This window comes from Paenibacillus phoenicis (genome assembly GCF_034718895.1).
GTDB lineage: Bacteria > Bacillota > Bacilli > Paenibacillales > Paenibacillaceae > Fontibacillus > Fontibacillus phoenicis.
This window is the reverse complement of the sequence record NZ_JAYERP010000001.1, coordinates 1,735,447-1,760,512: the sequence shown is the minus strand read 5'-3', so window position 1 is coordinate 1,760,512 and position 25,066 is coordinate 1,735,447. Positions and strand designations below refer to the sequence as shown.

The window sequence follows — 25,066 nt, the reverse complement described above, 5'->3', positions numbered from 1 at the left end:
AAGGACGCTAAGTAAATGAAATCCGACGCAACTACGGCACAGGATGCCGTTTGTCATGACAGTGTAATCGAGCTTGACCACGTTTCCTTCGCGTATCAGGAACAACAAGTGATCTCCGACTTCAGCTTTGTCGTCCGCGAGCGGGATTTTGTAGGCGTGATCGGTTCCAATGGCGCGGGGAAAACCACGCTGCTGCGGATGATGGTCGGTCTGCTGCAGCCAACCGAAGGGGAAATTCGCTTGTTCGGCGAGCCGATCCGGCGCTTCCGCGATTGGGAGCGGATCGGCTACGTGCCGCAGAAGAACGCCTTTAATCCCCTGTTTCCGGCGACGGTCCGCGAAGTGGTGTTGTCCGGCCTATACAATAACAAGAAGCTGTTCCGCCGGATCGGCCGTGAGGAACAGCGCAAGTGTGATGATGCGCTGGAAGTGATGCGGATCGGTGATATCCAGCATAAGCGCATCGGCCAGCTTTCCGGCGGCCAACAGCAGCGGGTATTTTTGGCGCGGGCGCTCGTGAACAAACCCGATTTGCTCGTTTTGGACGAACCCACCGTCGGCATTGATGCTCAGACGCAAGCCGATTTTTTTGAATTGATTTTTCATATGCACGCCCATCATCACATGACGTTTCTGATGGTCTCCCATGATATCGGCATGATCGAAGGGAAGCTGGGCCAGGAACCCCGCAAGCAGTGTGGGGCGATCAAATTTTACGTGCGCCACTCGCACGAGCAGGACTGCGCGATCCCGGATCTGCAGCATTCGTTGGTTTAGGAGTTGTTTATTTTGGAGATATTATCCGCTGATTTTTTTCAAAGAGCGCTGGCTGGCGGCCTGTTGATCGGATTGACCGCACCCTTGATCGGGATCTTTCTGGTGCTGCGTCGTCTCTCGATGATCGGTGATACGCTGGCCCATGTTACTATCGCCGGGGTGGCTTTAGGTTTCTTGCTTGGGGTCTATCCCGTTGGGGTTGGCCTCGCTTTTGCCGTCGTCGCCTCGTTTGCCATCGAGAAGCTGCGTAAAGCGTATCGAGGTTACGCCGAGCTGTCGATTGCCATTATCATGTCCGGGGGCGTTGCGCTGGCCTCCCTGTTCTTTACGCTGGGGATGGGTTACAATACGGATGTGGTCAGCTATCTGTTTGGCAGCATTTATACGCTGGATACAACAGATTTATATGTAGCTTTTGGCGTCACCCTGGTGGTGGTGATCGTTGTCGTTGCCTTCTTCAAGGAATTTTTCCTGCTAACCTTTGAGGAAGATGCCGCTTCGGTAAGCGGGATTCCGGTGAAGCTGCTGAACCTGCTGCTGACGGTTATGACGGCATTGGTGATCAGCACCGCCATCAAAATCGTTGGCGCCTTGCTCGTTTCGGCGTTGCTGACGATTCCTGCTGCCTGTAGCCTGCTCATCGCCCGAAGCTTTAAAATGTCCGTGGTATTCTCCGTGATCATTGCGGAAATCGCGGTCATAGCCGGATTGATTGTGGCGGGTGTCTGGAATTTGGCTCCGGGCGCGACGATTGTGCTGCTTCTGATCTGCATGCTGATACTTACTTTGCTGGGCAAACGGGGATTCTCTGCCTAGCCCGCAAGGGTACATAGGGGGTACTTATGGCTGACATCCATCTCGGGATTGCCTTCGGCGCGGGGGTCGCTTCCTTTATTTCGCCTTGCTGCCTGCCTTTATATCCGTCTTACCTGTCATATATTACCGGGATGTCCGTGCAGCAATTAAAGACGGAGCAAAGCAAACGGGACGTTCGCTTCCGGACGATGACGCATACGCTGGCGTTTATCCTCGGCTTCTCCGTTGTGTTCTATACGCTGGGTTTCGGCGCCGGTCTGTTTGGTGAATTTTTTAATCAATATCGCGGATTGATCCGGCAATTATCCGCCATTTTGATCATTTGTATGGGTTTGTTTCTCATGGGGATCTTCCAGCCGCAGTTTCTGCTAAAGGAACGGAAAATGAATTTGAAATTCAAGCCGGCCGGATACATCGGTTCGTTTATTTTTGGCATTGGCTTCTCCGCGGGCTGGTCGCCTTGCGTTGGCCCGATTCTGGCGGCGATTATCGCATTAGCCGTAACGGGGCCGGGAACCTGGATTGGACTGATCACCGCCTATACGCTTGGGTTTGCCTTGCCTTTTTTTGTCCTGGCTTTCTTTATCGGATCGACAAAATGGATTCTCCGCTATTCCGCCATCATGATGAAAATCGGCGGCGCGCTGATGCTGCTGATGGGCGTGCTGCTGTTTACGAACCGTATGGCCCAAATCACGATTTGGCTGCAGCAAATTACGCCTGAATGGTTGAAGTTCTAGGGGGAGACGAAGGAAAGTGTTCCGATGTGCACTTGCCAACGGACAATCAGAACATGTATCATTAACAGAGTAATGTTTAACATGCGTACAGGTTTGTCCGCGTCAACTCATGGAAAAGAGGGAATCGATAGATGCCAACGCCCAGTATGGAAGATTATTTGGAGCGTATTTACAAACTGATCGACGAGAAAGGATACGCACGCGTGTCCGATATCGCGGAAGGTTTGGAGGTTCATCCTTCCTCCGTTACGAAGATGATTCAGAAATTGGACAAGGATGAATACTTGATCTACGAGAAATATCGGGGCCTTGTTTTGACCAATAAAGGGAAAAAAATCGGCAAACGGCTCGTAGACCGGCATCAGTTGCTGGAGGAGTTTCTTGGGATGATCGGCGTCGATCACGAGAATATCTATAAAGACGTCGAAGGAATTGAACATCATTTGAGCTGGGATTCCATCACGCGAATTGCGACGCTTGTGGAATATTTCAAACGGGACAGCAAACGGATACGCGACCTGGAAAAGGTCCATCAGGAACTGATCAACGAATCGTAGAAGAAGCATCTGTCTTTCGGTGAAGGCAGATGCTTCTTCTTTTTGTCCTGAAGAGCGCAACTCTTGACCTCCGCGTGACGTTTAAGAAAGTAGCACGGTTCGTCCGTACATAACGATGATGTGGAGGATACTGATGAAATTTCGCAAATGGTTTATTCCTATCCTAGTGTTGCTCTTCCTATGGCCTTATACCGGGAATACGCCGGTGGCCGCAGCCGCAACCGATATTCGGATTATTTTCGACGGTGAGGTGTTGTCCACCGATGCTTCGCCGTACATTAAGCCCGGGGCGAATGTCACCATGGTCCCGCTTCGGGCCATCAGCGAGAACCTGGGAGCCCGGGTAGCCTGGTCCCAAGCCGATAAAACCGCAACGATTCAAAAAGATGGCAGTACCATCGTTCTGACGTTAGGTTCTTCTGCAGTTCAAGTCGGCGGAAGTACGATCAACCTGGAAGCTTCCGTGGAAATTAACTCCGGCCGGACGATGGTGCCGCTGCGCTTTGTCAGCGAGCAACTTGGTATTGCCGTCAATTGGAACGGGCAGACCCGTACGATCACCCTGTTGAGTGGCTCCGGAGCAACTCAGCCGGAACCAGGCGTAGGTGGGGAGGACCCGCAAAGCGATGTGCCTCAGCCGCCGGCAGTTGATACGTCGAACGGGCTGCGCGGTGTTTGGGTATCCACGGTTTCTAATCTCGACTGGCCGAGCAAGAGCTCGTACGGCAAGGTAGAGGCCCAGAAAGCCGAATACGTACAGCTGCTGGACGAAGTGCAGGCGATGGGAATGAACGCAGTGTTCGTTCAGGTGCGCCCGTCAGCGGACGCGATTTATCCGTCGTCCCAGGTGCCGTGGTCCTCTTATTTGACGGGAACCGCCGGCAAAGATCCGGGATACGACCCGCTGCAGTTCCTGATCGAAGAGACGCACCGCCGCGGCATGGAATTCCACGCCTGGTTTAATCCGTTCCGCGCCAGCACAGGCAGCGATGCGAGCAAGCTTCCGGCCAATCATGTCGCAAACCAACATCCGGAATGGATCGTGAAGTTCGACGGCAAGCTGTATATTAATCCGGGGATTCCGGAAGCGCGCGATCACGTCATCAGTGCGATTATGGAAGTCGTGAACGGGTACGATATTGACGGAGTTCATTTGGACGATTATTTCTATCCGACCGGAGAAACGACTTCAAAGAAATTCGCGGATGACGCTACGTTTAAGTCTTATAACTCCAAGAAGATTGCAACGAAAGGCGACTGGCGCCGGGATAATATCAATCAGTTCGTGCAAAAATTAGGCCAACGGATTGAAGCGTCTAAGCCTTATGTTTCTTTTGGCATCAGCCCGTATGGAGTTTGGCGGAACAAGTCAAACGATTTGACCGGCTCCGATACGAAAGCTAGTGTTACGGCGTACGATAGCACTTATGCCGACGTTCGGACGTGGATTAAGAACGAGTGGATTGATTACGTCGCTCCACAACTGTATTGGAGCATGACGCGCAAGGAAGTCCGTTATGACCTGCTGGCCGACTGGTGGGCCCAAGAGGTAAGAGGGACTAACGTGAAGCTGTACATCGGCCATGCGCCGTATAAGCTAGGGACGCCGGAGATCGGCTGGTCCAGCGCACAGGAAATCATCAATCAGCTCGAATACAACCGTCAAATTCCCGAGATCAGCGGCAGCATCTTCTTTAGCGCCAAGGACCTGCGCAAGAACCCGCTGGGACTGATCCCGCTGCTGCAGTCTTATTATGGAGTGCAGCCTTGACAGGATTAGGTGTACACGACACATTCGTCTCTTGACGGATGTGTCTTTTTGTTTAGTCATACGTACAGCCTCTCCCAACATACATAAGCAGTAAGCTGAATGTGGGTTGGGAGGAAGGCGCCGGATGCTGATTAACGGAGTGTTTGAGGGCGGCGGGGTCAAAGGAATTTCGTTGGCTGGTGCGGTCCGGGCAGCAGAAAAGCACGGAGCGCAGTTTCATCGGGTGGCCGGAACCTCATCCGGTTCGATCGTCGCTTCGATGATTGCTGCAGGCTACACCGCAGACGAAATGAAAGAACTGATTATGACGACGTCCTTCACGAAATTTCTGAAGAGAGCGCCCCTTTTTAATTTGGCATTGATTGGTCCGGCCCTCCGGGTCCTGCTGAAAAAAGGCTTGTATGCCGGGGAAACGTTGGAGGAGTGGATCCGCCAAATTTTACTTGCGAAGGGCATCCGGACGTTTGGCGACTTGGCGCCGGGGAAGCTGACCATTATCGCCTCGGATATCACCAGCGGTAAAATCATGGTATTGCCGGACGACTTGGAAAAGATCGGCATCGACCCGGCGATGTTTGAGGTCGCCCGGGCGGTTCGCATGAGCTGCAGCATTCCGTATTTCTTTGATCCGGTGCTGCTGCGGTTGCCGCCGAAGCTGGCCAGAGGGAAGCCGTTCACCGAGCAATTTCTGCATATTGTGGATGGCGGCTTGCTCAGCAATTTTCCGCTATGGTTGTTTGATCGGGAAGAGCCGCGGCAAGGCGGGCGTCTCATTCCAACGGTCGGCTTTCAAATGGTCGGCAAAAATACGAATAAACCGCATCGAATCACCGGACCGTTTACGATGCTGCAGGCGATCGTGGAGACGATGTTGTCCGCCCATGATGAACGGTACATCGAGCAATCCAACCGCTATCGTACCGTGAAGATTCCGACGCTGGGCATCGGCACAACGCAATTTGATATCAGCGAGGAAGAAAGCCGGCTGCTGTTTGAATCCGGGTTTCTGGCGGGAGACCGGTTTTTCGCCAATTGGAATCTGCAGCTTTACGAGGAGCAGTTTAAGAAGTACCAACAAGCGAATAGTGCGTTCTAATAAAAGCAAAGGACGGAACCGCAGCGGTTCCGTCCTTTTGCAATTTAATGATATTTAGTCAAATCGTCGTCGTTTTTGCCTTTGTTGCCTTCGATAACTTGAAACGGATAAGTCTTGCGCTTCTCCGTTCGGGTTGGCTTCCGTTCTGCGGCCACTTTGGCCATCGTACGTGCGGAAGGCTTGATTTTGGGCTGCTGTGCCTTCCGGTATTTCCGCGGCGGGTATTTATAAAGCAGGAAGACGATGCCAAAGACAGCCACCGGAACAATGATACTGCTCCACTCGATTTGATGTCTGATAAACAAACCATCAATAATGTAGAACGCGACTAGAAGGACGATGATCCAAAACATGATGCCTTGTTTTCTCATGTTACTCATCCTTTCAAGGGATCCAAAGATGTGCCCACCGGCGTCTCAATAACGCCGACCTGTTCCAATTGCGCATCCAGCTCGCGCATGCGGTTAAAGGAAGCGATCGATACTTCGACCATATCGTCGGTCGGTTCCTTTGTTGTCAACAACTGCAGCCAAAGCCCCGGATATCCAAGGAACCGCAGCACCGGAATGTCGCGAACCGCGTTAGTGAACCGCAGCATTTCGAAGGAAAGTCCGATCACAAGCGGGAGCAACAGGATCCGGATGTAGATCCGTTCCCAAACCGTGTCCCAACTGAATATCGGCAGGGAATAAATGATAACGCCAACGATCACCGTTAAGATGATAAAGCTGCTGCCGCACCGGTAATGCAGGCGTGAGTATTTTTGCACATTGGCCGGGGTTAATTCTTCTCCCGCTTCATACGCGGAGATCACTTTATGTTCCGCTCCGTGGTATTGGAACAACCGTTTGATGACAGGGGTCTGGGACATGAGCCACAGATACCCGAGCAGCAGAACGATCTTAATGACACCTTCAATAAGCGAGTGCAGCGTCTGGCTGGCAAAAGCGTGCTGGAACAAGTACTGCTCCAAGAGCGCAGGCACCAATGTAAAAATGAGCTTTCCTACGATAAAGGACAAAATCCCCACGACTGCAACCCCAAGCAGCATGGTGAGAGAAAAGCCGGATTCTTCTTTTTCCTTCTGTTTGGCGCGTTCTTCGGGGTCCATCTCGTCATCGGCCATCGCCTCTGCCGAATAGTTCAGGTGTTTGGAGCCTTTGGCGCTTGCGTCAACGATGCTGACGATGCCGCGGATCAGCGGGATTTTGCGCAGCTTCTTGACCCATTCCTTATCTTCCTTGGGGACTTCCAAGAAGCTGATTTCCCCGTTTTTTCGGCGTACGGCGGTGACATTGACATATTTCCCGCCAAACATAACGCCTTCTATAACGGCTTGGCCGCCGTAAATCGTCGGTGTTGATTGTTCAGGCAAAACTTTCACCTTCCTAATATATATAAGTTTGGTTTGGCATTAGCGGAAAGACATCAAGATTTGTAATGATTCCATTGTAACGGACTTTGCGGGCAAATTCTAGTTGGATTAGTCGTTTTGGAAATGTACATACTAATCTTCAAAAAAACGCATGAAAATATTCCTTTGGAAAGGAAGGATGCGAATGAAAGCGGACAAGGAGAAGACGCAAAGCCGGGTTCAACCGTGGCGTCAGCAACGCCGGGAACACACCAACATCTGGCTGTACTCGCTGGAGATCGGTTTGTTTGCCGGATTAATTTGGGGCGGCGTGAAGGGGGTATTCTTTTATATGAGCTTTACCTCGGTGCTGCCCGGCTATCTGCTGGAGCCGTTCTTCAAAAACTCGTTCTTGCATAGTCAGGCCGGGTATTACTTGGGCTGGCTGTCGTTTATCGGATTATCCATTCTGGCGACGCTGATTTATGTGCTGGCGTTCCGCAAGCTAAAGGGGCCAAGTCCGGGGATTTTATACGGCATCGTATGGTGGGGCATTTTATTTGGGGTGCTGGGTCCGTTGCTCGACCTGATTCCCCCGCTGCGCGAATTGTCGCGGACGACGATCATTAGCGAGTTTTGTTTGTATTTGCTGTGGGGACTGTTCATCGGTTATACCACGGCCGAGGAATACACGGACGAGCGCGCACGTGAACCCCAAAAAGCCCGCGAGCAGGCACTTTCTATGGAGGGCGGATCAAAAAGTTAAAGCTTCTCAAGCGACTCCTTCCTATGTTAAAATTGTTTTTGGTTATTTTTCGGAAAGGGGGAGCCGCCATGTACCGCATCTTGGTGATGAACGGACCGAATTTAAACATGCTTGGCGTGCGCGAGCCCGGCGTCTATGGTTCCGAGAAACTGGTTGATATCGAAGACAATCTGAAGGAACTGGCTGCGCCAAACGGGCTGGAGTTATCCTTCTTTCAGTCCAACCACGAGGGCGAGCTGATCGACCGGATTCATGCCGCCTACGGAAATACGGATGGAATTCTGTTGAATCCAGGTGCACTCACGCATTATAGCTATGCGCTTCGGGATGCCTTGACTTCTGTGAATATCCCCGTGATTGAAGTCCATTTGTCCAATATCCACGCCCGTGAGGCGTTCCGACACCATTCGGTCATCGCGCCGATCGCTGTCGGTCAAATCTCTGGATTCGGATCCTACGGATATGAAATGGGACTACTGGCCTTAAAACGCCACTTGGAGCGGGCAAAATAAACGGAGAGATCATAAAGAAGGTTACTACCTCTATAATAAGGGAGAGTTGGTTATGGCGAGTACACGTGTAGCCCGGCTCCGCGAGGCGATGACATCGCAGCAAATCGAAGCCGTACTCATCACCGGAGAAGTGAACCGCTGCTATTTGACGGGATTTACCGGAAGTTCCGGCTATGTCCTGATTACCCATCAGAAGGCCTGGTTGCTCACAGACTTCCGCTATTTAACCCAAGCTGCGGAACAGGCGCCCGGGTTCGAAATTGTGGATCACGGGGCTTCGGTTACCGGAACCATTCAAAGCTTGCTAAAGCAAGAGGGTATTGAACGGCTTGGTTTTGAAGAAGATCAGTTGGTGTATGCCACCTACCGGACGTATGAAAGCGAGCTGAAGCCGGTGAAGCTGGTTCCGCTCAGCGGGTTGGTCGAAGAACTGCGGATCTTCAAGGATGCCGAAGAATTGGCTATCCTGAAGGAAGCGGCTGAGTTGGCGGACCGGACCTTCTTGCATATGCTCGACGTTCTGAAGCCGGGAATGAGTGAGTGGGATGCCGCTCTGGAACTGGAAACGTTCATGAAGAAGAACGGCGCCACCGGTCCTTCGTTTGATACGATTATGGCTTCGGGAGAACGCTCCGCATTACCGCACGGGAGAGCCAGCGAACGCATTATGCAGGCGAACGAACTGGTCACGATGGATTTCGGCGCTTTGTATAAGGGGTATTGCTCTGATATTACGCGGACGGTAGCCCTGGGAACGCCAAGCGCCAAGCTGCGTGAAATTTACGATATCGTCCTGGAAGCCCAGCTGCATACGCTGGAATTCCTTCGTCCAGGGATGACCGGACGGGAAGCTGATGCTTTGGCGCGCGACGTGATTACCCGTTACGGCTACGGCGAACAGTTCGGACACAGCACCGGACACGGCCTCGGAATGGAAGTGCATGAGGCACCGCGCGTCTCCAAAGCGAGCGACACGGTGCTAAAACCGGGGATGGTCGTTACCGTTGAACCGGGGATCTATTTGCCGGGAATCGGCGGCGTCCGCATCGAGGACGATGTCGTCATCACGGAAACCGGAATCCGCCGGTTGACGGAATCGACGAAGGATTTTATTTCTCTAGGCTAAAATAGGGTTGCCGCCGGTCTTTCAGAAAGGCCGGATGCCCGGCTGTAGTAAGTGGTTTCGCAAGGACTCCAATCGTGGGGGAACAGCAGCTTACGTGAACAGCTTGAATTTTGGGTATTTTTCAATTTTAATATAGGTGTTAACCCACTTGAGGAGGTACTTTTGTGATTTCAGTAAACGATTTTAAAACAGGCTTGACCGTCGAGGTGGACGGCGACATTTATACGGTGCTGGAGTTCCAACACGTAAAACCGGGTAAAGGCGCAGCGTTCGTCCGCTCCAAGCTGAAAAATCTGCGGAACGGCAACATTGTAGAGAAAACGTTCCGTGCCGGCGAAACGATCAGCCGGGCTATGATTGAAAACCGCGACGTGTCATATCTGTATGCCAGCGGCCAAGAGCATACGTTCATGGATAATGAAACCTACGATCAATTTACGTTGACGTCGGATCAACTGAAATGGGAACTGAATTTCCTGAAAGAAAATATGAACGTAAAAATCGTCAGCTACCAAGGCGAAATTATCGGGATCAACCTGCCGAACAGCGTCGAGCTGAAGGTAATTGAAACGGAACCCGGAATCAAAGGGAACACGGCTACCGGCGCAACCAAAAACGCCAAGGTCGAAACCGGCTTGAACGTTCAAGTACCGCTCTTCATTAATGAAGGCGACGTACTCTTGATCGATACACGCGATGGTAAATATATTTCGCGGGCTTAATCTCTCAGTAGTCAAGGCTCCGCTCCAGGCGGAGTCTTGTACCAACGGGCATCCTCCACCTTCCTGGGTGGAGGAATTTTTGTTAATATCGGCAAAACCATTGACGAACTTCGGGTCTTTCGTATTATACTGGTTTAAAGCGTTACTGGATTCAATGGGCTGAATGCTCCGATTTGGAGCACCATTAGGGAGGGTCTGACTTGGCTTTATACGTGATGAAATTTGGAGGCAGTTCCGTAGGCGATACGGAGCGCATACAACGCGTCGCCCGGCGTGTTGTGAACAAACAGCAGGAAGGGCATCAGGTGATGGTGGTCGTCTCCGCGATGGGCGATACGACGGACGATTTGATCGATCAGGCGAAGCTGATCAATCCAGACCCACCTTTGCGGGAAATGGATATGCTGATGACGACCGGCGAGCAAATCTCGATCGCGTTGATGGCGATGGCTATCGATGCGCTGGGCGCCAAGGCCGTTTCTTATACCGGTTGGCAAGCGGGCTTCCGCACGGAGGCGGAGCATGGCAAAGCACGCATTACCGATATTAAGCCGGAGCGGGTGCTCAAGTCGTTGGAAGAGGGATATATCGTCATCGTTGCCGGCTTCCAGGGCTTGACTGAGGACGGGGAGATTACGACGTTCGGGCGCGGCGGTTCGGATACGACGGCCGTTGCCTTGGCTGCGGCGACAAAGGCGGATTATTGCGAGATTTATACCGATGTGGACGGCGTGTATTCTACCGACCCGCGGATCGTAAAGAATGCCCGCAAGCTGAACGAAATCTCATACGACGAGATGCTTGAGCTCGCGAACTTAGGCGCGGCGGTTCTGCATCCCCGTGCGGTGGAATATGCGAAGCACAATAATGTACGGCTCGTCGTCCGCTCCAGCTTTAACAATCATGAAGGTACGGTCGTGAAGGAGGAAGTCAATATGGAACAAGGTGTGGTAGTCAGCGGGATCGCGTATGATAAGAACGTGGCCCGAATCAGCATATTGGGCGTATCGCACGTGCCCGGCGTACTGGCGAAGGTGTTTGGCTCTCTGGCTGAGGCCAAGATCGACGTGGACATCATCGTCCAAAGCGGCGTAACGGATGGTAAAGCGGATTTCTCCTTTACAGTAGCTCTGTCCGATTGCGACAAGGCAGTGAAGGTGTTGGAAGGGATCCGTAACGAGCTGCCTTACGAGAAGGTCACCTCTCAGGAAGGGCTTGTGAAGGTTTCGATCGTAGGCGCAGGGATGGTCAGCCATCCGGGCGTTGCGGCACAAATGTTTGAAGTGATCTCCAAGCAAGGCGTCAATATCGAGATGGTCAGCACCTCCGAAATTAAGGTGTCCTGCGTGATTGAAGGAAGCAAGCTGAACGATGTCGTGAAGGCCTTGCATACGGCATATGGTCTGGATGCGGAGACCACCGCATTTGTTGGCGGTCCGCAGGAGCGGCGTTAATCCGCATAACAAGCAACTTAAGAACGGGAAAAAAGGAATCCCTCGAAGCGAATCGCTTCGGGGGATTTTTTTTTAATAAATAGAGATTTTCAGGCATATCGTTAAGAGAACAGATGGGACAAGAAGGAGGTATATATGCTTGATAAATTCGTGACAAGCATGGCGGCCTTGCGAATTTTTTCGGGTACGATCGAAATTCTAGCAGCGCTGCTTATGCTGAAGCTGGGCAGGGTAGATAAGGCGCTGGCCGTAAATTCGGCGCTGGCGTTCGTCGGCCCGACCATTCTGCTTGTCACCACGTCCATTGGACTTGTCGGGATGGCCGACAAATTGTCGTGGGGAAAGATGGCATGGATCGGGTGCGGGGTGACTTGTCTCTTAATCGGCATTTTGAAGAAATGATAGAGTTCCCTAGCATATTGATCAAGTACAAGCATACACATGTGATATAGCAAAAAACAATCCAAATAAGAGAAAGCAAACCAGGCGGTATGGACATGCATGAAAGTAAGAGTTTTGGGGGTACGCCTATGAACCAGAGTTGGTTGACCGTATTTCCCGACAATCTCCGGGACTTGCTGCTGAAGCTTCCGCCTTCTATCTTTCCGGCTTTGGAAGAAATCCGCATACGCGAGGAACGACCGCTGGAGATTAATACGGGTGGCCGCTACTATTTTCTAACGCCGGACGGGGAGATGACGCGGAATCCGGACGCCGCTTACAAACCGGGCAAGCAGGACGGCAAACGGCTGCTTGACCTGATCACCAATCATTCGCTGTATACGATGGAGGAAGAGCTCCGCAAAGGGTTTATCACGATCGCCGGCGGCCATCGTATCGGACTAGCCGGGAGAACCTTGCTCAGCGGAGGAAGGGTGGAGCACTTGCGGGACATCAGCGGGTTTAACGTGCGGATTGCCCGAGAAATTAGAGGCATTGCCGATCCGATCCTGCCGAGGCTACTCGATTTCAGGCAAAAAACGGTGTATCACACCTTAATCCTGTCTCCTCCCCAGCAAGGAAAAACGACGCTGATTCGCGATTTAGCGCGCCAGATTAGCAGCGGAACCTGGGGACATCCCGAGGCCTCCTGGCCGGGGCTAAAGGTTGCGGTCATCGACGAGCGCTCCGAAATTGCCGGCAGCAAGCGGGGAGTGCCCGGCTTTGACATGGGTCCGCGAACCGATGTGATGGACGGCTGCCCGAAGGCAGAAGGAATCATGATGATGATTCGCTCCATGTCGCCAGATGTCATCATCGTCGATGAAATCGGTCGACCGGAGGATGCCGAGGCTTTGGCTGAAGCGCTGCACGCCGGCGTCCGCGTCATCGCCACGGCGCATGGTTCAAGCGTGGACGATTTGGCTGCGCGCCCGGCATTGTCCCGGCTGGCGGAAAGCTCCTTCTTCCAAATGTATGCGGTGATCGCGCGGACGGATAAGGGACTTGCCTTTAAGCTGTGGGACGGCAAACGCCGCGGCATCCCGGCGGCCGCCCCCGGATGGAGAGGCAGGGAAGAGCATGCTTAAGATGTTTGGAGCTGCACTCGTCCTGCTGACTGCCACCATGGCAGGCTGGCTGCAAGCCAGGCAATTCGCGGCACGGCCAAGCCAAATCCGGAGGCTGATCCTCGCATTAAAGCGGCTCGAGACGGAGATCATGTACGGCTTTACACCGCTTCCGGACGCCCTCCGAAGAATCGGCGAGCAAAGCGGCGAGCCGATCCGAGCGATCTTCGTTCGTGCGGCGGACCATATGAGTTCCGCTCACCCGCTAACCGCCCAGGAGAGTCTGGAACAAGCCGTAACGAAGCTGTGGAGCTATACCGCGATGAAGGCGCCCGAGCAAGAGGTCATAAGGCAGCTTAGCTTAACGCTCGGGACAAGCGACCGGAAGGATCAACTCGGTCATATCGCCACAGCCGTACGGCAGCTGGAGAGCGAGGAATCCGCAGCACGGGAAGAACAGGCCCGCTATGAGAAAATGTATCGAAGCTTGGGGCTTTTGTGCGGAGCGTTCATCGTCATTTTGTTCTACTGAATACCATTTCCCTCCACGGCTGATTGACGCCTGTGAAATCGTTAGTGAGGTGCCAAATCAATGAACATAGAAGTGAACGCCATCTTTCAGATTGCAGGCATCGGTATCATCATTGCCATGATCCATACGGTATTGAAGCAGATGGGCAAAGAGGACATGGCGCATTGGGTGACGCTGATCGGGTTTGTGGTCGTCCTGTTCATGGTCATCCGGTTGCTTGACAGTCTGTTTCAGGAAATCAAATCAATCTTTTTATTCCAGTAGGTGAGCGCTCCGTGGAAATTATCCAAGTTGTAGGGCTCGGGCTCATCGCAACCGTGCTGGTTCTGGTCGTCAAGGAACAAAAGCCGATGTTCGCTTTCCTGATTGCCGCAAGCACGGGCGTTCTGATCTTCCTGTACCTGATCGGAAAAATCGGCGGGATCATCGAGGTGCTGGAGGATCTGGCCAACAAGTCCGGCGTCCAGATGATCTATCTGAAGACGATCCTGAAAATTATCGGGATCGCCTACATCGCCGAGTTTGGAGCACAGATCGTCCGGGATGCCGGTCAGGAGAGCATCGCCAGCAAAATCGAAATGGCGGGCAAAGTGCTCATCATGGTGCTTGCCATTCCGATTATCAGCATTATTATCGAAACGGTCATCAAGCTGCTGCCGGCTTAGCAGGCGCATTGCATCAGATTGGGGAGAAAGACTTATGCCAGCAACGATTGAACGATGGCGCGCTTCTACGCTGCTCTTGATCGTCTTAGGGGTCCTGCTGTTTGGGTACATGCCCGTCATCGCCTCCGCCGAAGGGGAAGGGGACAACTGGATCCAACGCCAAGCCAAGGAGCTTCCCACCGATCAGGTCGAAACGTATTGGCAGCAGCTGATGAAGGAGTACGGCGGGTTTTTCCCGGATCAGAAGCTTCCTTCCTTTATGGATATGCTTCTGCAGCAGGACCAGAGCTTTAGTCTGAAGGCGGGGCTAAGCGGCCTGATGCGATATATGTGGCACGAGGTGCTGTATAACGGACACATCTTAGTGACCATCGTGCTGCTCTCCATATTCAGTATGATTCTGGAAACCTTGCAAACCGCATTCGAGCGCAAGCAGGTCAGTAAAGTTGCCTACTCCATCTGCTATATGGTGATTTTGGTGCTTGCAATCAACAGCTTTCATGTGGCGATCACCTATGCGACGAATGCGATTAGCGGAATGATCGACTTTATGATGGCGATGGTGCCGCTGCTGTTCACGCTGCTGGCTTCCTTAGGCAATGCGGTAACGGTAACGGTGACCCACCCTTTGGTTGTATTTATGGTCCATGCGGTGGGGACGGCGGTGCATACGGTCATATTCCCGCTATTGTTCTTCTCGGCGGTGCTGCACATCGTTAGCTCGTTGTCCGACAAGTATAAGCTCACCCAGCTGGCCAATTTACTGCGTACCGTGAGCATGGCTTTGCTTGGGATCCTGCTCACCGTCTTTCTCGGCGTCATCTCGGTCAAAGGGATCGCCGGATCCGTGGCGGACGGGGTCACCCTGCGAGCGGCCAAATATCTGACCGGTAACTTCGTCCCGGTTGTCGGCAAAGTGTTCGCCGATGCAACGGACACGGTCATCTCCGCTTCCCTGCTCGTCAAGAATTCGATCGGTCTGGTCGGGGTGATCATTCTGCTGTTTCTGTGCGCCTTTCCGGCGATCAAGATCATTACGCTGGCACTAATCTTCAACTTGGCTGCGGCGGTGATGCAGCCGCTTGGCGATTCGCCGGTCATCGCATGCCTGGAGACGATCGGCAAGAGCATGTTGTATGTCTTCGCAGCGCTGGCCGCGGTGGGCATGATGTTCTTCCTGGCGATAACGATCATGCTGACCGCCGGGAACATCACCGTGATGATGAGGTGAGACGTCCTAAAGGGGCCCAAACGAATTACAAGGGGTGGTGATCATGCGTGGACTGGCTGGCGGAGTGGCTGAGAGAAATCATCTTCATCGTGTTAATCGCCGTGTTTATCGATTTGCTGCTGCCCAACCGCGCGATGGAGCGTTACGTCAGATTCGTGGTCAGCCTGCTGATCCTGCTAACGTTGATATCCCCAGTCATGCGTTTCTTCTCAGCCGATGCCAAAGACCAGCTGGAGGCAGCATTCTCGACGAGCTGGGACGGACTAGAGAGTCATTCCCAGGTTCAAAGCACGGAAGCGATCCTACAGCAGGGCGAGAAGCTGAGGGAAAAGCAGGAGTCCGAAGCGTTGGCCTGGGCAGGCGAGGAGGCGGCAAGGCAAATGAAGCAACAAATCGAGCGCTCGACAGGACGGCAAGTTGAACGGGTAACCGTCAAGCTGAAAACCAAACCCGCGGAAAAATCCGAAGCCGGCGGAATCCGTCCGCTGGCCGCAGAGCCGGTTATTTCCTCAGTAGAGGTCGTCATGGCGCAGGTGAAGTCGGAAGAGCAAACAGCAAAAGCCGATGCAGCCGGAAGAGGGCCGGAGGTATCGATCGCACCGGTAGAAAAAATAAAAATCAGCGTAAACACAAGCAATTCCGGCAAGACCGGGGACGCTGAGGAGGAATCCGAAGCGCAGAGCCAAGCGGCGATGGCCAGTTCCCCTGAAGAGTCGTTGGACGGGAACCCTTCAGGGGAAGATGGCAAAATCGGCGGCACGTCCGCAGGCGATGCCGAGCCGGCGGCAGACCGGCTGGTCTCGCAAATCGAAGAGCTGCTCCAGGAGAACTGGGGCGTTGATCGAGAGGCAATCACGGTCCTTAGGGCCGAGCATCTAAATGATTAACACGCCGGGAGGTGAAGAAAGTGCCGGGATGGCTGAAGAAACTGGAGCAATGGCTAGGCAAGGGTACGGATGGCAAAAAAACCGCAAGTACGTTTCGTTGGCTGTTGATCCTCGGGTTGGTTGGGATCGCCATCATGTTGTTTAACTCCTTCGTTAACGTGAAGCAGCTGGATAACAACGGCGAAGGGAGCCGCGAACCGCCGATGATGCAGGACCTTTCCGGATCGACCGGATCTGCGGGCGTCACGGGCGACGATGAATTCAGCAGCATCGAAACGGCGCTCGAAGGCAAAACCAAGGAGATTTTGGAGAAAATCGTGGGCGTCGGTGCGGTGGATGTGCTGGTCACCATCGATTCGACCGAGGAAATCGTGGTCCAACGAAACATCAAAGATTCGCAGGAGCTAACGGAAGAAAGCGATGCGGGTGGGGGAAAACGCCATATCACCCAATATACCCGTGACGGACAGATCGTCACCTACGAGGCTTCCGGCAGCGAGCAGCCGATCGTCACCAAGAAGATCAAGCCTAAGGTTCGTGGCGTGCTGGTCGTCGCCCGGGGAGCTGAGAACAAAACGGTGAAAAGCTTGATCGTCGATGCGGTTGAGAAGGGCTTAAACGTACCGGCTTACCGGATCTCCGTCGTCCCGCGCAAGCAATCTCAATAAGGAAGCAATCAAAATTTAAGGAAACGTTTCGTTCGAATACATTTTTGAGGAGGAAATCCAATATGAAATCCAAAAGACAAACGATTTGGCTGGTTTCCATGCTGAGCTTGATGGTGATTTTATCCGCTTACTACTTATTTACGGAAGAAGGACCGCAACCTGCGACAACAGCAGACGGACAACAGGTGACTGCGACAAATAACGGCATGAATGGAAGCACAGACGGCGATGATGTCATCCTTTCGGAAGTGACAACGGACGGCAGTGAAAACAGCAGCACAATCACGGACGATACAGCGATTGACGATCAAACCGAGCAATCCGCCGAAGAGGGCAAGAGCGAAAATACGGATGTGGCCAAAGACGGCGATACCGCAACCTCCACGGATACGCAAACGGCCGATGCTGGCAAGGCGTCGGAAGATACCGCAGCTGCGGACAACGGCCAGAAGGAAGCCACAACGGATGAAGATGTGCTGAGTCAGCTGGAAGCTCAAGGCGTCTCTTCTTCGGACACGCTGAACGCTTACCAATTCGCTCGTGCACAGGATAACGTGAAGAAGCAAGAAGAGCTGATGAAAACGATCAACGAAAACGAATCCCTTGAAGAAGCTGCAATGGCTCAACAAGAATTAAGCGCTTTGGAAGAGAAAGAAGCGAAAATCTATGACATCGAAGAAAGATTGAAACAGCAATATGCCAATGCCGTCGTACAAGAAGCGGACGACAAATATAAAGTCGTGGTGATCAGCGAGAAGATGGAAGCGAAAGAAGCCGTCAGCATCATGGACCTCGTGATCAAGGAACTGGGCGTATCCCAGGATAAAGTCAGCGTGCAATACGTAAAACAATAAGGTTATAGCACAGTCGAATAGCAACCGAGGAGGGAAGGGTCCGAGGCAACTTGGACTCTTTCCATTTTGATCGATTATGATATAATACATAAAGTTATGAGCCGAGAAGGCTTATGGTTGAAGGCCAAGGCTTTTCCTACAAAGCTGAAGGAGAGAGTGAAGATATGTTTAAGCTGAGTGAAATTAAAGAATTGATCGAGCTGCTGGACCAAACGTCCGTGCATGAACTAGAAATCGAAAATGAAGGCGCTCGCTTGTCCATTCGCAAGAACGGCGCGAGTGAAGTTGTTCACGTGCAGCCGCAGGTTGTTGCCGCTGTACCGCAAAATGTCCAAGCTGCCGCATCGGCTCCGGCTCCGCAAGAAACGGTATCGGCTCCTCAAGCGACAGACTCGGCCCCATCGGCTGCACCTGCTGCGAACTTACATACCATTGTTTCGCCGATGGTCGGGACGTTTTATCGTGCCTCGTCGCCGGAAGCTCAGCCTTACGTAAATATCGGCGACAAAGTCGGCGAGAAGACGACGGTCTGCATCATTGAAGCGATGAAGCTGATGAACGAGCTGGAGGCGGAAGTGAAAGGCGAAATCATCGACATCCTGGTGGAGAACGGGCAGATGGTCGAATACGGTCAGCCTCTCTTTTTGGTGAAGCCGGAGTAAACCAAGGAATACGCCCTTAACGCATCACGCATGTTGCAGCTTCAAGGGCCGTTACCCTAGCTTTCCAAAGGAGGATACGAGTATCTCATGAAATTTCATAAAATATTGATTGCTAACCGCGGCGAGATTGCTGTGCGGATCATTCGTGCTTGCCGTGAACTCGGGATTTCTACCGTAGCGGTCTATTCCGAAGCGGACAAGGATTCGCTGCACGTCCGTTTGGCCGACGAAGCTTATTGCATCGGACCTACGCCGTCCAAGGACAGCTATTTGAATCTGACCAATTTGATGAGTGTAGCGACGTTGACGGAGTGCGACGCGATTCATCCAGGGTATGGGTTCCTGGCCGAAAATGCCGACTTCGCGGAAATCTGCGGCTCCTGCAATATTACGTTTATCGGCCCTTCCCCGGAAGCGATTACCCGCATGGGGGACAAGGCGATGGCGAAGCAAACGATGAAAGAGGCCAACGTGCCCGTCATTCCGGGCTCGGACGGATTGATTGAGGACCTCGAAGAAGCCGTGATGGTTGCTCGGGACATCGGTTATCCGGTCATCATCAAAGCGACCGCCGGCGGCGGAGGCAAAGGGATTCGGATTGCCGAGGACGAGGAATCGCTGATTAAGCAAATTACAACGGCGCAGCAAGAAGCGCAAAAAGCGTTTGGGAACGCCGGTGTCTATCTCGAAAAATACTTGACCGGCATGAAGCATGTGGAGATCCAAATCATCGCCGACAAACACGGTAACGCTGTATACTTGGGTGAACGCGATTGCTCAGTTCAGCGCCGTCGGCAGAAGCTGCTCGAGGAAGCGCCATGCCCGGTGCTCTCGCCAGAGAAGCGGCAAGAGATGGGAGAAGCGGCGGTTCGGGCCGCGCTGGCGGTGAACTACTCCGGTGCGGGAACGCTGGAGTTCCTACTGGGTCCGGACGGACAGTTTTATTTCATGGAAATGAACACGCGGATTCAGGTTGAGCATCCGGTTACCGAGATGGTCACCGGCGTTGATTTGATTCAAGAGATGATCTCTGTGGCCGAAGGTAATCCGCTATCCTTCACCCAAGAGGACATTAAGCTGAACGGTTGGTCGATCGAATGCCGGATTAATGCGGAGGATCCTACCCGCAACTTTATGCCGTCTCCGGGGAAAATCGGTTTCTATCTGCCTCCGGGCGGACCGGGTGTTCGCGTCGACAGCGGAGCTTATCCAGGGTACATGATCTCGCCCCATTACGATTCGATGATCGCGAAACTGATCGTTTGGGGACCGACACGGGAGGAAGCGATCGCGAAGATGAAACGGGCATTGTCCGAATTCGTCATCGAAGGAATTCATACCACGATTCCTTTCCATCAGAAGCTGCTGGAGCATCCGACCTTTATTAAAGGTGACTTTGATATCAAATTTTTGGAAGAAAACGAGATATAGAAAGCCGCCTCGCGTTTGTCATAATGAACCCAAAATGATATAGTATGTATAATAAGTGCGCGGTATCTATCGTTAGAGCAGCGTCATACTTATTGAGAGGTGGATGAATAGAATGAGCACATTGCCAACGGAATTCGAACGTACGGATATTGGTGAAATTCAAATTGCCCCCGAAGTCATCGAAGTGATTGCTGGACTGGCTACCGTCGAGGTGAAGGGGGTTGCCGGAATGAGCGGTGGATTTGCCGGCGGGATCGCCGAACTATTGGGAAGAAAGAACCTTTCCAAGGGTGTGAAGGTGGAAGTCGGTCAACGTGAAGCTGCGGTGGACGTATCCGTTATCGTCGAATACGGCAACCGTCTCCCGGAAGTCGCCTCGGAAATCCAGCGTAATGTGAAACGCTCCATCGAAAACATGACGGGACTGAATGTCGTTGAAGTGAACGTACATATTCACGACGTCATTTTCAAAGCAGCCGAACGTGTGGAAGAAGTGGAAGCGACCCATCGCGTGAAATAACGATTTGTCATGAACCCCTTGACCGCTTCCTTGGTCAGGGGTTTACTGTAATTTTCAGCTGGGACAAGCTGAAGCAACCCTCTTATTAAGGAGGCAATACCTGTCGTGGCCAAAATTTTAGATCGAATTTTGATGTTTATTTACAGCTTAAGCATTGCCATCCTATCCGTATTCGTTATTCTCGTGCTCACGGACGCCGTTCCTCTGGAATTGAAGGTCCTGGAGCAGCAACCGATCTATATCGGCACTTGGGTAGCGGCAATCCTGCTGCTCTTGATCAGCATTCGTGTGTTTTACATATCCGTCAGCAGAGACCGCAGCTCGGCGACCTCGATTGACCAACGCAATGAATACGGCGATATCCAGATCTCGGTGGACACCATCGAGAACTTGGCTTACAAAGCCGCTTCCCGCGTGCGTGGCATCAAGGAAGTGAAGACGCGGATTCGGATTACGGAATCCGGACTTGAAATCGTTGTGCGTGCGCTTGTGGACGGGGAGACGTCGATCCCTGCGTTGACGGAAGAAGTTCAGAAACAAGTCCATGACCGCGTCGAGGAAATTACCGGGATTCCTGTTTCCTACGTATCGGTGTACATTGCCAATCTGGTCCATTCCCCGGTTCTCAAAGGCCGGGTTGAATAGGGGTGAGCAGCGGGGTGTTCTGGAAACAATTGTGGGAGAGTCACAAAGGACGCCTGCTCGGGATAGCGGCGGCCGTGTTTTTATGCCCGATCTATCTGTTTTTCGGATTCTGGAATATGTTGTTCTGCGCCTTGCTGCTATTTATCGGGTATACGATTGGTAAGCAGAAGGACTTGGAGGGAGGCCCGCTCTTACCTTGGGGCACGATTTGGGAATGGCTGTCCACGCGTTGGCGTCCCTTTAAATGAGATTTTAAATGGGATTTTGAATTTTGAATTCCTCATTACCGCTTCCTGTGATATCCTTACTCCGGAAAAGAGCTAGGAACGTGTTCTTGCCCCTTTTGTGGAGTAAGCCTATTACGGGTCTTTTTTTGTGTTAAAGAGAGTCGTGAATTGTTAAATGTCCGGTGATGTTTGAGCCGGTTTTGGTCTATGCTTAGGGGTAAGAACTGAAAGATAGGATTTGAAGCATAGCAACTTAAAGGTAAGCCATGATGGAAGAGTAAAGCGTAGAAATTGGTTAGGAGGAAGCAGATGAAACGGCGTTTGGCGAGAGAGATTGCGGTGCAGAGCATGTACCAGATGGAAATGAACGAGGTGGACGCGAACGAAGCGGTAACGATGCTGCTGACGGAAGCGATGGAAGAGAACGAAGGTGAGGTCGAGCTGTCGGATGTAGATGCGACACGGGCTTTCGCGCTGGAGCTGGTCAACGGCACCTGGAGCCGGAAGGATGCGATCGATAGCTTGCTGGAGGATTATTTGAAGGGATGGCAAATCAGCCGCTTGTCCAAGGTGGACCGGCAGGTGTTGCGTCTGGCAACTTATGAAATGATCTTCCGCGATGACGTGCCGGGGAAAGTCGCTGTAAATGAAGCGATCGAGCTGGCCAAGCATTTTGGATCCCCGGAATCCGGCAAATTCGTCAACGGCGTACTTGGGAAGATGATTCAAGACATCGATCAATTGAAGAACAAACGATAATTCCATTTTCAATTTTAATTTAAGGAAGAGGAGCGGACGAGCATGACAGCACCAATCATTAACGGTAAACAAATTTCGGAGGATATCCGCAAGGATTTGCGCGCAGAGGTAGAACAGCTGGCGAAGCAAGGCTTTACGCCGGGACTGGCGGTCGTGCTCGTCGGGGAAGATCCGGCTTCGCAGGTATATGTGCGGAACAAGGAGAAAGCCTGCCATGAGCTGGGCTACTATTCGGAGGTTCATCGCCTCCCGGCGGAAACGCCGCAAGAGGACCTGCTCGCTTTGGTGGACAAGCTGAACCATCAGGCGAATATCCATGGGATTCTGGTGCAACTGCCGTTGCCCAAGCATATTGATGAGAAAGCGGTCATCGATGCCATTTCGCCGGAGAAAGACGTTGACGGATTCCATCCGATGAATGTCGGGAATCTGATGATCGGCGACGACAGCTTGCTGCCGTGTACGCCGGCGGGGGTGATTGAACTCATCAAACGCACAGGCGTGGAGATCGCCGGGAAGCATGCGGTTGTCATTGGCCGCAGCAACATCGTCGGCAAGCCGGTTTCCTTGCTCCTGCAACGGGAGAACGCCACAGTAACGATGTGTCATTCGCGTACGGCGAACATGAAAGAGTTGACTCGCCTCGCGGATATTCTTGTGGTTGCAATCGGGCGCGCGAACTTTGTGGATGCTTCTTACGTGAAGCCAGGCGCCGTGGTCATTGATGTCGGGATGAACCGACTGGTAAACGGCAAGCTGGCCGGGGACGTGGATTTTGAGAACGTTAAAGAGATTTCCGGACCGATCACACCCGTACCTGGCGGCGTTGGCCCGATGACGATTACGATGCTGATGCAAAATACGCTGATTGCAGCCAAACGCCTGCAAGGGCTGGCTTAAGCTAAAGTTGTCGAATAACTGGGTTCAAATAAGGGAACAAAACGTTCTTATTTCGCTCTGATGATGGCATTTTGGGAAAATAGAGGACTTTTTTGGCCTTATTGCTGGGCGATAGGTGGAAAACCCCGCATATAGGGGCAACAGCGATAAAATAACGGAAAAAAGTTCCCTTATCTTCATCAGCAGCGACAACGAGAAGCAAATAAGGGTATACATTGCCCTTATTCTCGGAAAGGAGGCGGCACCTTTGGATCAGCAACGGATTTTGACGGTCAAGGAATTAAACCGCTACATCCGGATGAAGCTGGAATCGGATCAGGTGCTCACCGACGTCTGGATTCGCGGTGAAATTTCCAATTTCACGCATCATTCCAGCGGGCATATGTATTTCACGCTGAAGGATGCGGACAGCCGGATCAAAAGCATTATGTTCGCATCGTATAACCAGCGGCTGCCGTTCCGACCTAAAGAAGGCACGCGCGTGATTGCACGCGGTAATGTTTCCGTCTACGAGCGGGATGGCCAGTATCAATTCTACGTGACGCATATGCAGCCGGACGGCGTAGGCAGCCTGTATCTGGCCTTTGAGCAGCTGAAGCAGAAGCTCGAAGCGGAGGGCTTGTTCGCGCCGGGACGCAAACGGCCGTTGCCGCGGTTCCCGAAGACGATCGGCGTGGTAACCTCGCCAACCGGAGCGGCGGTCCGCGACATCTTAACGACGCTGGGGCGGCGTTATCCGCAGGCAGCAGTGATCCTGTACCCCGTGCTTGTCCAGGGCAAGGGGGCAGCGCCGTCGATCGTGAAAGCGATCCGAACGCTGAACGCGATGGGCGAGGCCGACGTGCTCATCGTCGGCCGCGGCGGCGGCTCGCTCGAGGAGCTGTGGGCGTTCAACGAGGAGCAGGTCGCGCGGGCGATCTATGAATCGGCGATTCCCGTCATCTCGGCCGTGGGCCATGAGACGGACTTCACTATCGCCGATTTCGTCGCCGACCTGCGAGCTGCCACGCCCACAGCGGCTGCCGAGCTGGCCGTGCCGCACACGGCCGAGCTGCGCGCGCTCTTGCGCCAGCGAGAACAGGTGCTGCAGCAGAGCTTGCAGCACCGCCTGCAGCAGGCGCGCGAACGGCTGCGCCGGCTGCAACGCTCGCCGGCGCTGACGCAGCCGCGGCGCAGCCTGCTCCAGCACGCGGAGCGGCTGGACCGGCTGTCCTCGCGGCTGACGGGCCACATGCAGACGCGCCTGCAATTGGCCGGCGCGGCGCAAGACCGCCTGCACCAGCGTCTGCTGCGCTTCCATCCACGGGATGCGCTGCAGTTCGCGGGACGCCGGCGGCGGGAGGCGGATCGCCTGCTGCGGCAAGCGATGCAGGGCATCCTGCGGGAGAAGTCCAGCCAGCTGGCCTCGGGCATTCGCCATCTGGATGCGCTAAGCCCGCTTAAAGTCATGGCGCGGGGCTATAGCCTCGTCTACGATGAACGAGGAGAACGGATCATCAAGTCGTTATCGGACGTCGAACTGGGCGACCGGATAACGGTGAAGGTGACGGACGGAGAACTAGATTGTCAAGTTTGGGGCATGAGGCCGGAAGGAGCGGGGGAAGATGAAGGAACAGGAAACCAAGCTTAATGCAGAGGCGCAGCAAGCGGAACTAAATTTCGAAGATGCGATGAACCAGCTGGAGGACATCGTGTCTCAGCTGGAACGCGGAGACGTGCCGTTGGAGAAAGCGATTGATCTGTTTCAGCAGGGCATGCGGCTCTCGCAAATCTGCGGTCAAAAGCTGGCACAGGTGGAACGTAAGATCGAAATGATTGTTGAAGAAGACGGGGCGGTAGAGAAGCAGCCGTTTCAGCCGCCGTTAAGCGATAGTTTGGACTTCTGA

31 protein-coding genes are annotated in these 25,066 nt (G+C 53.1%); 29 read left to right on the top strand and 2 right to left on the bottom strand.

Features of this window, described 5'->3' with window-relative positions; translation table 11 throughout:
* Window positions 1-15: 15 nt before the first annotated feature.
* The 6 genes from U9M73_RS08390 to U9M73_RS08365 all read left to right on the top strand — a co-directional run bounded on the left by U9M73_RS08390 (window position 16) and on the right by U9M73_RS08365 (window position 5,757).
* Window positions 16-777, top strand: a complete 762-nt coding sequence (locus U9M73_RS08390; RefSeq protein ID WP_009225758.1) for a metal ABC transporter ATP-binding protein — start codon at window positions 16-18, stop codon at window positions 775-777.
* Between the two features lie 12 nt (window positions 778-789).
* Complete coding sequence (locus U9M73_RS08385) at window positions 790-1,593, top strand: metal ABC transporter permease (RefSeq protein WP_009225759.1); 804 nt, start codon at window positions 790-792, stop codon at window positions 1,591-1,593.
* Window positions 1,594-1,619: 26 nt separating this feature from the next.
* Window positions 1,620-2,333 (top strand): cytochrome c biogenesis CcdA family protein, encoded by a 714-nt coding sequence (locus U9M73_RS08380; protein ID WP_323076813.1) that lies wholly within the window; start codon window positions 1,620-1,622, stop codon window positions 2,331-2,333.
* Window positions 2,334-2,464: 131 nt separating this feature from the next.
* Window positions 2,465-2,890, top strand: a complete 426-nt coding sequence (gene mntR, locus U9M73_RS08375) for a transcriptional regulator MntR (RefSeq protein ID WP_323076811.1) — start codon at window positions 2,465-2,467, stop codon at window positions 2,888-2,890.
* A gap of 133 nt (window positions 2,891-3,023) precedes the next feature.
* A complete protein-coding gene (locus U9M73_RS08370) occupies window positions 3,024-4,661 on the top strand; it encodes a family 10 glycosylhydrolase (protein ID WP_009225762.1) in 1,638 nt (545 codons plus the stop codon).
* A gap of 124 nt (window positions 4,662-4,785) precedes the next feature.
* The gene (locus U9M73_RS08365) at window positions 4,786-5,757 is read left to right on the top strand and encodes a patatin-like phospholipase family protein (protein ID WP_323076806.1); all 972 of its coding nucleotides are present in this window, start codon (window positions 4,786-4,788) and stop codon (window positions 5,755-5,757) included.
* A 44-nt stretch (window positions 5,758-5,801) separates the two neighbouring features.
* Here U9M73_RS08365 and U9M73_RS08360 read toward each other — a convergent pair whose 3' ends face one another.
* Window positions 5,802-6,128 carry a hypothetical protein gene (locus U9M73_RS08360; RefSeq protein WP_036645769.1) on the bottom strand — a complete coding sequence of 109 codons (327 nt, stop codon included), beginning with the start codon at window positions 6,126-6,128 and terminating at the stop codon, window positions 5,802-5,804.
* 5 nt (window positions 6,129-6,133) lie between these two features.
* Complete coding sequence (locus U9M73_RS08355) at window positions 6,134-7,132, bottom strand: DUF1385 domain-containing protein (protein ID WP_009225766.1); 999 nt, start codon at window positions 7,130-7,132, stop codon at window positions 6,134-6,136.
* A gap of 184 nt (window positions 7,133-7,316) precedes the next feature.
* Between U9M73_RS08355 and U9M73_RS08350 the strand changes: the two genes are divergently transcribed.
* The 23 genes from U9M73_RS08350 to xseB all read left to right on the top strand — a co-directional run bounded on the left by U9M73_RS08350 (window position 7,317) and on the right by xseB (window position 25,066).
* The gene (locus U9M73_RS08350; RefSeq protein ID WP_323076805.1) at window positions 7,317-7,877 is read left to right on the top strand and encodes a YqhR family membrane protein; all 561 of its coding nucleotides are present in this window, start codon (window positions 7,317-7,319) and stop codon (window positions 7,875-7,877) included.
* A gap of 68 nt (window positions 7,878-7,945) precedes the next feature.
* Window positions 7,946-8,389: a type II 3-dehydroquinate dehydratase gene (gene aroQ / locus U9M73_RS08345; protein WP_036645771.1), complete on the top strand. Its 444-nt coding sequence runs from the start codon at window positions 7,946-7,948 to the stop codon at window positions 8,387-8,389.
* A 52-nt stretch (window positions 8,390-8,441) separates the two neighbouring features.
* Window positions 8,442-9,515 (top strand): M24 family metallopeptidase, encoded by a 1,074-nt coding sequence (locus U9M73_RS08340; protein ID WP_036645773.1) that lies wholly within the window; start codon window positions 8,442-8,444, stop codon window positions 9,513-9,515.
* Window positions 9,516-9,679: 164 nt separating this feature from the next.
* Window positions 9,680-10,237 (top strand): elongation factor P, encoded by a 558-nt coding sequence (gene efp, locus U9M73_RS08335; protein WP_260070616.1) that lies wholly within the window; start codon window positions 9,680-9,682, stop codon window positions 10,235-10,237.
* Between the two features lie 200 nt (window positions 10,238-10,437).
* Window positions 10,438-11,691, top strand: coding sequence for an aspartate kinase (locus U9M73_RS08330; protein WP_260070617.1), 1,254 nt, complete (start codon window positions 10,438-10,440; stop codon window positions 11,689-11,691).
* Window positions 11,692-11,826: 135 nt separating this feature from the next.
* A complete protein-coding gene (locus U9M73_RS08325; RefSeq protein ID WP_260070618.1) occupies window positions 11,827-12,093 on the top strand; it encodes a YqhV family protein in 267 nt (88 codons plus the stop codon).
* A gap of 128 nt (window positions 12,094-12,221) precedes the next feature.
* Window positions 12,222-13,220 (top strand): stage III sporulation protein AA, encoded by a 999-nt coding sequence (spoIIIAA, locus tag U9M73_RS08320; protein WP_323076804.1) that lies wholly within the window; start codon window positions 12,222-12,224, stop codon window positions 13,218-13,220.
* Window positions 13,213-13,731: a stage III sporulation protein SpoIIIAB gene (gene spoIIIAB, locus U9M73_RS08315; RefSeq protein ID WP_009225774.1), complete on the top strand. Its 519-nt coding sequence runs from the start codon at window positions 13,213-13,215 to the stop codon at window positions 13,729-13,731. The genes spoIIIAA and spoIIIAB overlap by 8 nt, the downstream gene beginning before the upstream one ends.
* A 60-nt stretch (window positions 13,732-13,791) precedes the next feature.
* Window positions 13,792-13,995, top strand: a complete 204-nt coding sequence (gene spoIIIAC / locus U9M73_RS08310) for a stage III sporulation protein AC (RefSeq protein ID WP_009225775.1) — start codon at window positions 13,792-13,794, stop codon at window positions 13,993-13,995.
* Between the two features lie 11 nt (window positions 13,996-14,006).
* Complete coding sequence (gene spoIIIAD / locus U9M73_RS08305; protein ID WP_009225776.1) at window positions 14,007-14,396, top strand: stage III sporulation protein AD; 390 nt, start codon at window positions 14,007-14,009, stop codon at window positions 14,394-14,396.
* Window positions 14,397-14,430: 34 nt separating this feature from the next.
* Window positions 14,431-15,627 carry a stage III sporulation protein AE gene (spoIIIAE, locus tag U9M73_RS08300; protein WP_009225777.1) on the top strand — a complete coding sequence of 399 codons (1,197 nt, stop codon included), beginning with the start codon at window positions 14,431-14,433 and terminating at the stop codon, window positions 15,625-15,627.
* A gap of 47 nt (window positions 15,628-15,674) precedes the next feature.
* Window positions 15,675-16,514, top strand: coding sequence for a stage III sporulation protein AF (gene spoIIIAF / locus U9M73_RS08295; protein ID WP_009225778.1), 840 nt, complete (start codon window positions 15,675-15,677; stop codon window positions 16,512-16,514).
* 20 nt (window positions 16,515-16,534) lie between these two features.
* Window positions 16,535-17,182: a stage III sporulation protein AG gene (gene spoIIIAG / locus U9M73_RS08290; RefSeq protein ID WP_009225779.1), complete on the top strand. Its 648-nt coding sequence runs from the start codon at window positions 16,535-16,537 to the stop codon at window positions 17,180-17,182.
* A 62-nt stretch (window positions 17,183-17,244) separates the two neighbouring features.
* Complete coding sequence (locus U9M73_RS08285; RefSeq protein WP_009225780.1) at window positions 17,245-18,036, top strand: SpoIIIAH-like family protein; 792 nt, start codon at window positions 17,245-17,247, stop codon at window positions 18,034-18,036.
* A 164-nt stretch (window positions 18,037-18,200) separates the two neighbouring features.
* The gene (accB, locus tag U9M73_RS08280; RefSeq protein ID WP_016311706.1) at window positions 18,201-18,698 is read left to right on the top strand and encodes an acetyl-CoA carboxylase biotin carboxyl carrier protein; all 498 of its coding nucleotides are present in this window, start codon (window positions 18,201-18,203) and stop codon (window positions 18,696-18,698) included.
* An 87-nt stretch (window positions 18,699-18,785) separates the two neighbouring features.
* The gene (accC, locus tag U9M73_RS08275; RefSeq protein ID WP_009225782.1) at window positions 18,786-20,129 is read left to right on the top strand and encodes an acetyl-CoA carboxylase biotin carboxylase subunit; all 1,344 of its coding nucleotides are present in this window, start codon (window positions 18,786-18,788) and stop codon (window positions 20,127-20,129) included.
* Window positions 20,130-20,241: 112 nt separating this feature from the next.
* Window positions 20,242-20,649 (top strand): Asp23/Gls24 family envelope stress response protein, encoded by a 408-nt coding sequence (locus U9M73_RS08270; protein WP_009225783.1) that lies wholly within the window; start codon window positions 20,242-20,244, stop codon window positions 20,647-20,649.
* Between the two features lie 105 nt (window positions 20,650-20,754).
* A complete protein-coding gene (amaP, locus tag U9M73_RS08265) occupies window positions 20,755-21,294 on the top strand; it encodes an alkaline shock response membrane anchor protein AmaP (RefSeq protein ID WP_009225784.1) in 540 nt (179 codons plus the stop codon).
* A 14-nt stretch (window positions 21,295-21,308) separates the two neighbouring features.
* On the top strand, window positions 21,309-21,542 hold the full coding sequence (locus tag U9M73_RS08260; protein ID WP_009225785.1) for a DUF2273 domain-containing protein: 234 nt from the start codon (window positions 21,309-21,311) through the stop codon (window positions 21,540-21,542).
* Window positions 21,543-21,830: 288 nt separating this feature from the next.
* A complete protein-coding gene (nusB, locus tag U9M73_RS08255) occupies window positions 21,831-22,280 on the top strand; it encodes a transcription antitermination factor NusB (protein ID WP_009225786.1) in 450 nt (149 codons plus the stop codon).
* Window positions 22,281-22,322: 42 nt separating this feature from the next.
* The gene (gene folD / locus U9M73_RS08250; protein ID WP_009225787.1) at window positions 22,323-23,180 is read left to right on the top strand and encodes a bifunctional methylenetetrahydrofolate dehydrogenase/methenyltetrahydrofolate cyclohydrolase FolD; all 858 of its coding nucleotides are present in this window, start codon (window positions 22,323-22,325) and stop codon (window positions 23,178-23,180) included.
* Window positions 23,181-23,427: 247 nt separating this feature from the next.
* Window positions 23,428-24,810, top strand: a complete 1,383-nt coding sequence (gene xseA, locus U9M73_RS08245) for an exodeoxyribonuclease VII large subunit (RefSeq protein ID WP_028538375.1) — start codon at window positions 23,428-23,430, stop codon at window positions 24,808-24,810.
* On the top strand, window positions 24,785-25,066 hold the full coding sequence (xseB, locus tag U9M73_RS08240; RefSeq protein ID WP_009225790.1) for an exodeoxyribonuclease VII small subunit: 282 nt from the start codon (window positions 24,785-24,787) through the stop codon (window positions 25,064-25,066). Before xseA ends, xseB begins: the two co-directional genes overlap by 26 nt.

Coding starts and splice junctions, on each gene's coding strand:
- U9M73_RS08390 (WP_009225758.1), top strand. CDS start 16: ATGAAATCCGACGCAACTACGGCACAGGATGCCGTTTGTCATGACAGT.
- U9M73_RS08380 (WP_323076813.1), top strand. CDS start 1,620: ATGGCTGACATCCATCTCGGGATTGCCTTCGGCGCGGGGGTCGCTTCC.
- mntR (WP_323076811.1), top strand. CDS start 2,465: ATGCCAACGCCCAGTATGGAAGATTATTTGGAGCGTATTTACAAACTG.
- U9M73_RS08370 (WP_009225762.1), top strand. CDS start 3,024: ATGAAATTTCGCAAATGGTTTATTCCTATCCTAGTGTTGCTCTTCCTA.
- U9M73_RS08365 (WP_323076806.1), top strand. CDS start 4,786: ATGCTGATTAACGGAGTGTTTGAGGGCGGCGGGGTCAAAGGAATTTCG.
- U9M73_RS08360 (WP_036645769.1), bottom strand. CDS start 6,128: ATGAGAAAACAAGGCATCATGTTTTGGATCATCGTCCTTCTAGTCGCG.
- U9M73_RS08350 (WP_323076805.1), top strand. CDS start 7,317: ATGAAAGCGGACAAGGAGAAGACGCAAAGCCGGGTTCAACCGTGGCGT.
- aroQ (WP_036645771.1), top strand. CDS start 7,946: ATGTACCGCATCTTGGTGATGAACGGACCGAATTTAAACATGCTTGGC.
- U9M73_RS08340 (WP_036645773.1), top strand. CDS start 8,442: ATGGCGAGTACACGTGTAGCCCGGCTCCGCGAGGCGATGACATCGCAG.
- U9M73_RS08325 (WP_260070618.1), top strand. CDS start 11,827: ATGCTTGATAAATTCGTGACAAGCATGGCGGCCTTGCGAATTTTTTCG.
- spoIIIAA (WP_323076804.1), top strand. CDS start 12,222: ATGAACCAGAGTTGGTTGACCGTATTTCCCGACAATCTCCGGGACTTG.
- spoIIIAB (WP_009225774.1), top strand. CDS start 13,213: ATGCTTAAGATGTTTGGAGCTGCACTCGTCCTGCTGACTGCCACCATG.
- spoIIIAC (WP_009225775.1), top strand. CDS start 13,792: ATGAACATAGAAGTGAACGCCATCTTTCAGATTGCAGGCATCGGTATC.
- spoIIIAE (WP_009225777.1), top strand. CDS start 14,431: ATGCCAGCAACGATTGAACGATGGCGCGCTTCTACGCTGCTCTTGATC.
- U9M73_RS08285 (WP_009225780.1), top strand. CDS start 17,245: ATGAAATCCAAAAGACAAACGATTTGGCTGGTTTCCATGCTGAGCTTG.
- accB (WP_016311706.1), top strand. CDS start 18,201: ATGTTTAAGCTGAGTGAAATTAAAGAATTGATCGAGCTGCTGGACCAA.
- accC (WP_009225782.1), top strand. CDS start 18,786: ATGAAATTTCATAAAATATTGATTGCTAACCGCGGCGAGATTGCTGTG.
- U9M73_RS08270 (WP_009225783.1), top strand. CDS start 20,242: ATGAGCACATTGCCAACGGAATTCGAACGTACGGATATTGGTGAAATT.
- nusB (WP_009225786.1), top strand. CDS start 21,831: ATGAAACGGCGTTTGGCGAGAGAGATTGCGGTGCAGAGCATGTACCAG.
- folD (WP_009225787.1), top strand. CDS start 22,323: ATGACAGCACCAATCATTAACGGTAAACAAATTTCGGAGGATATCCGC.
- xseB (WP_009225790.1), top strand. CDS start 24,785: ATGAAGGAACAGGAAACCAAGCTTAATGCAGAGGCGCAGCAAGCGGAA.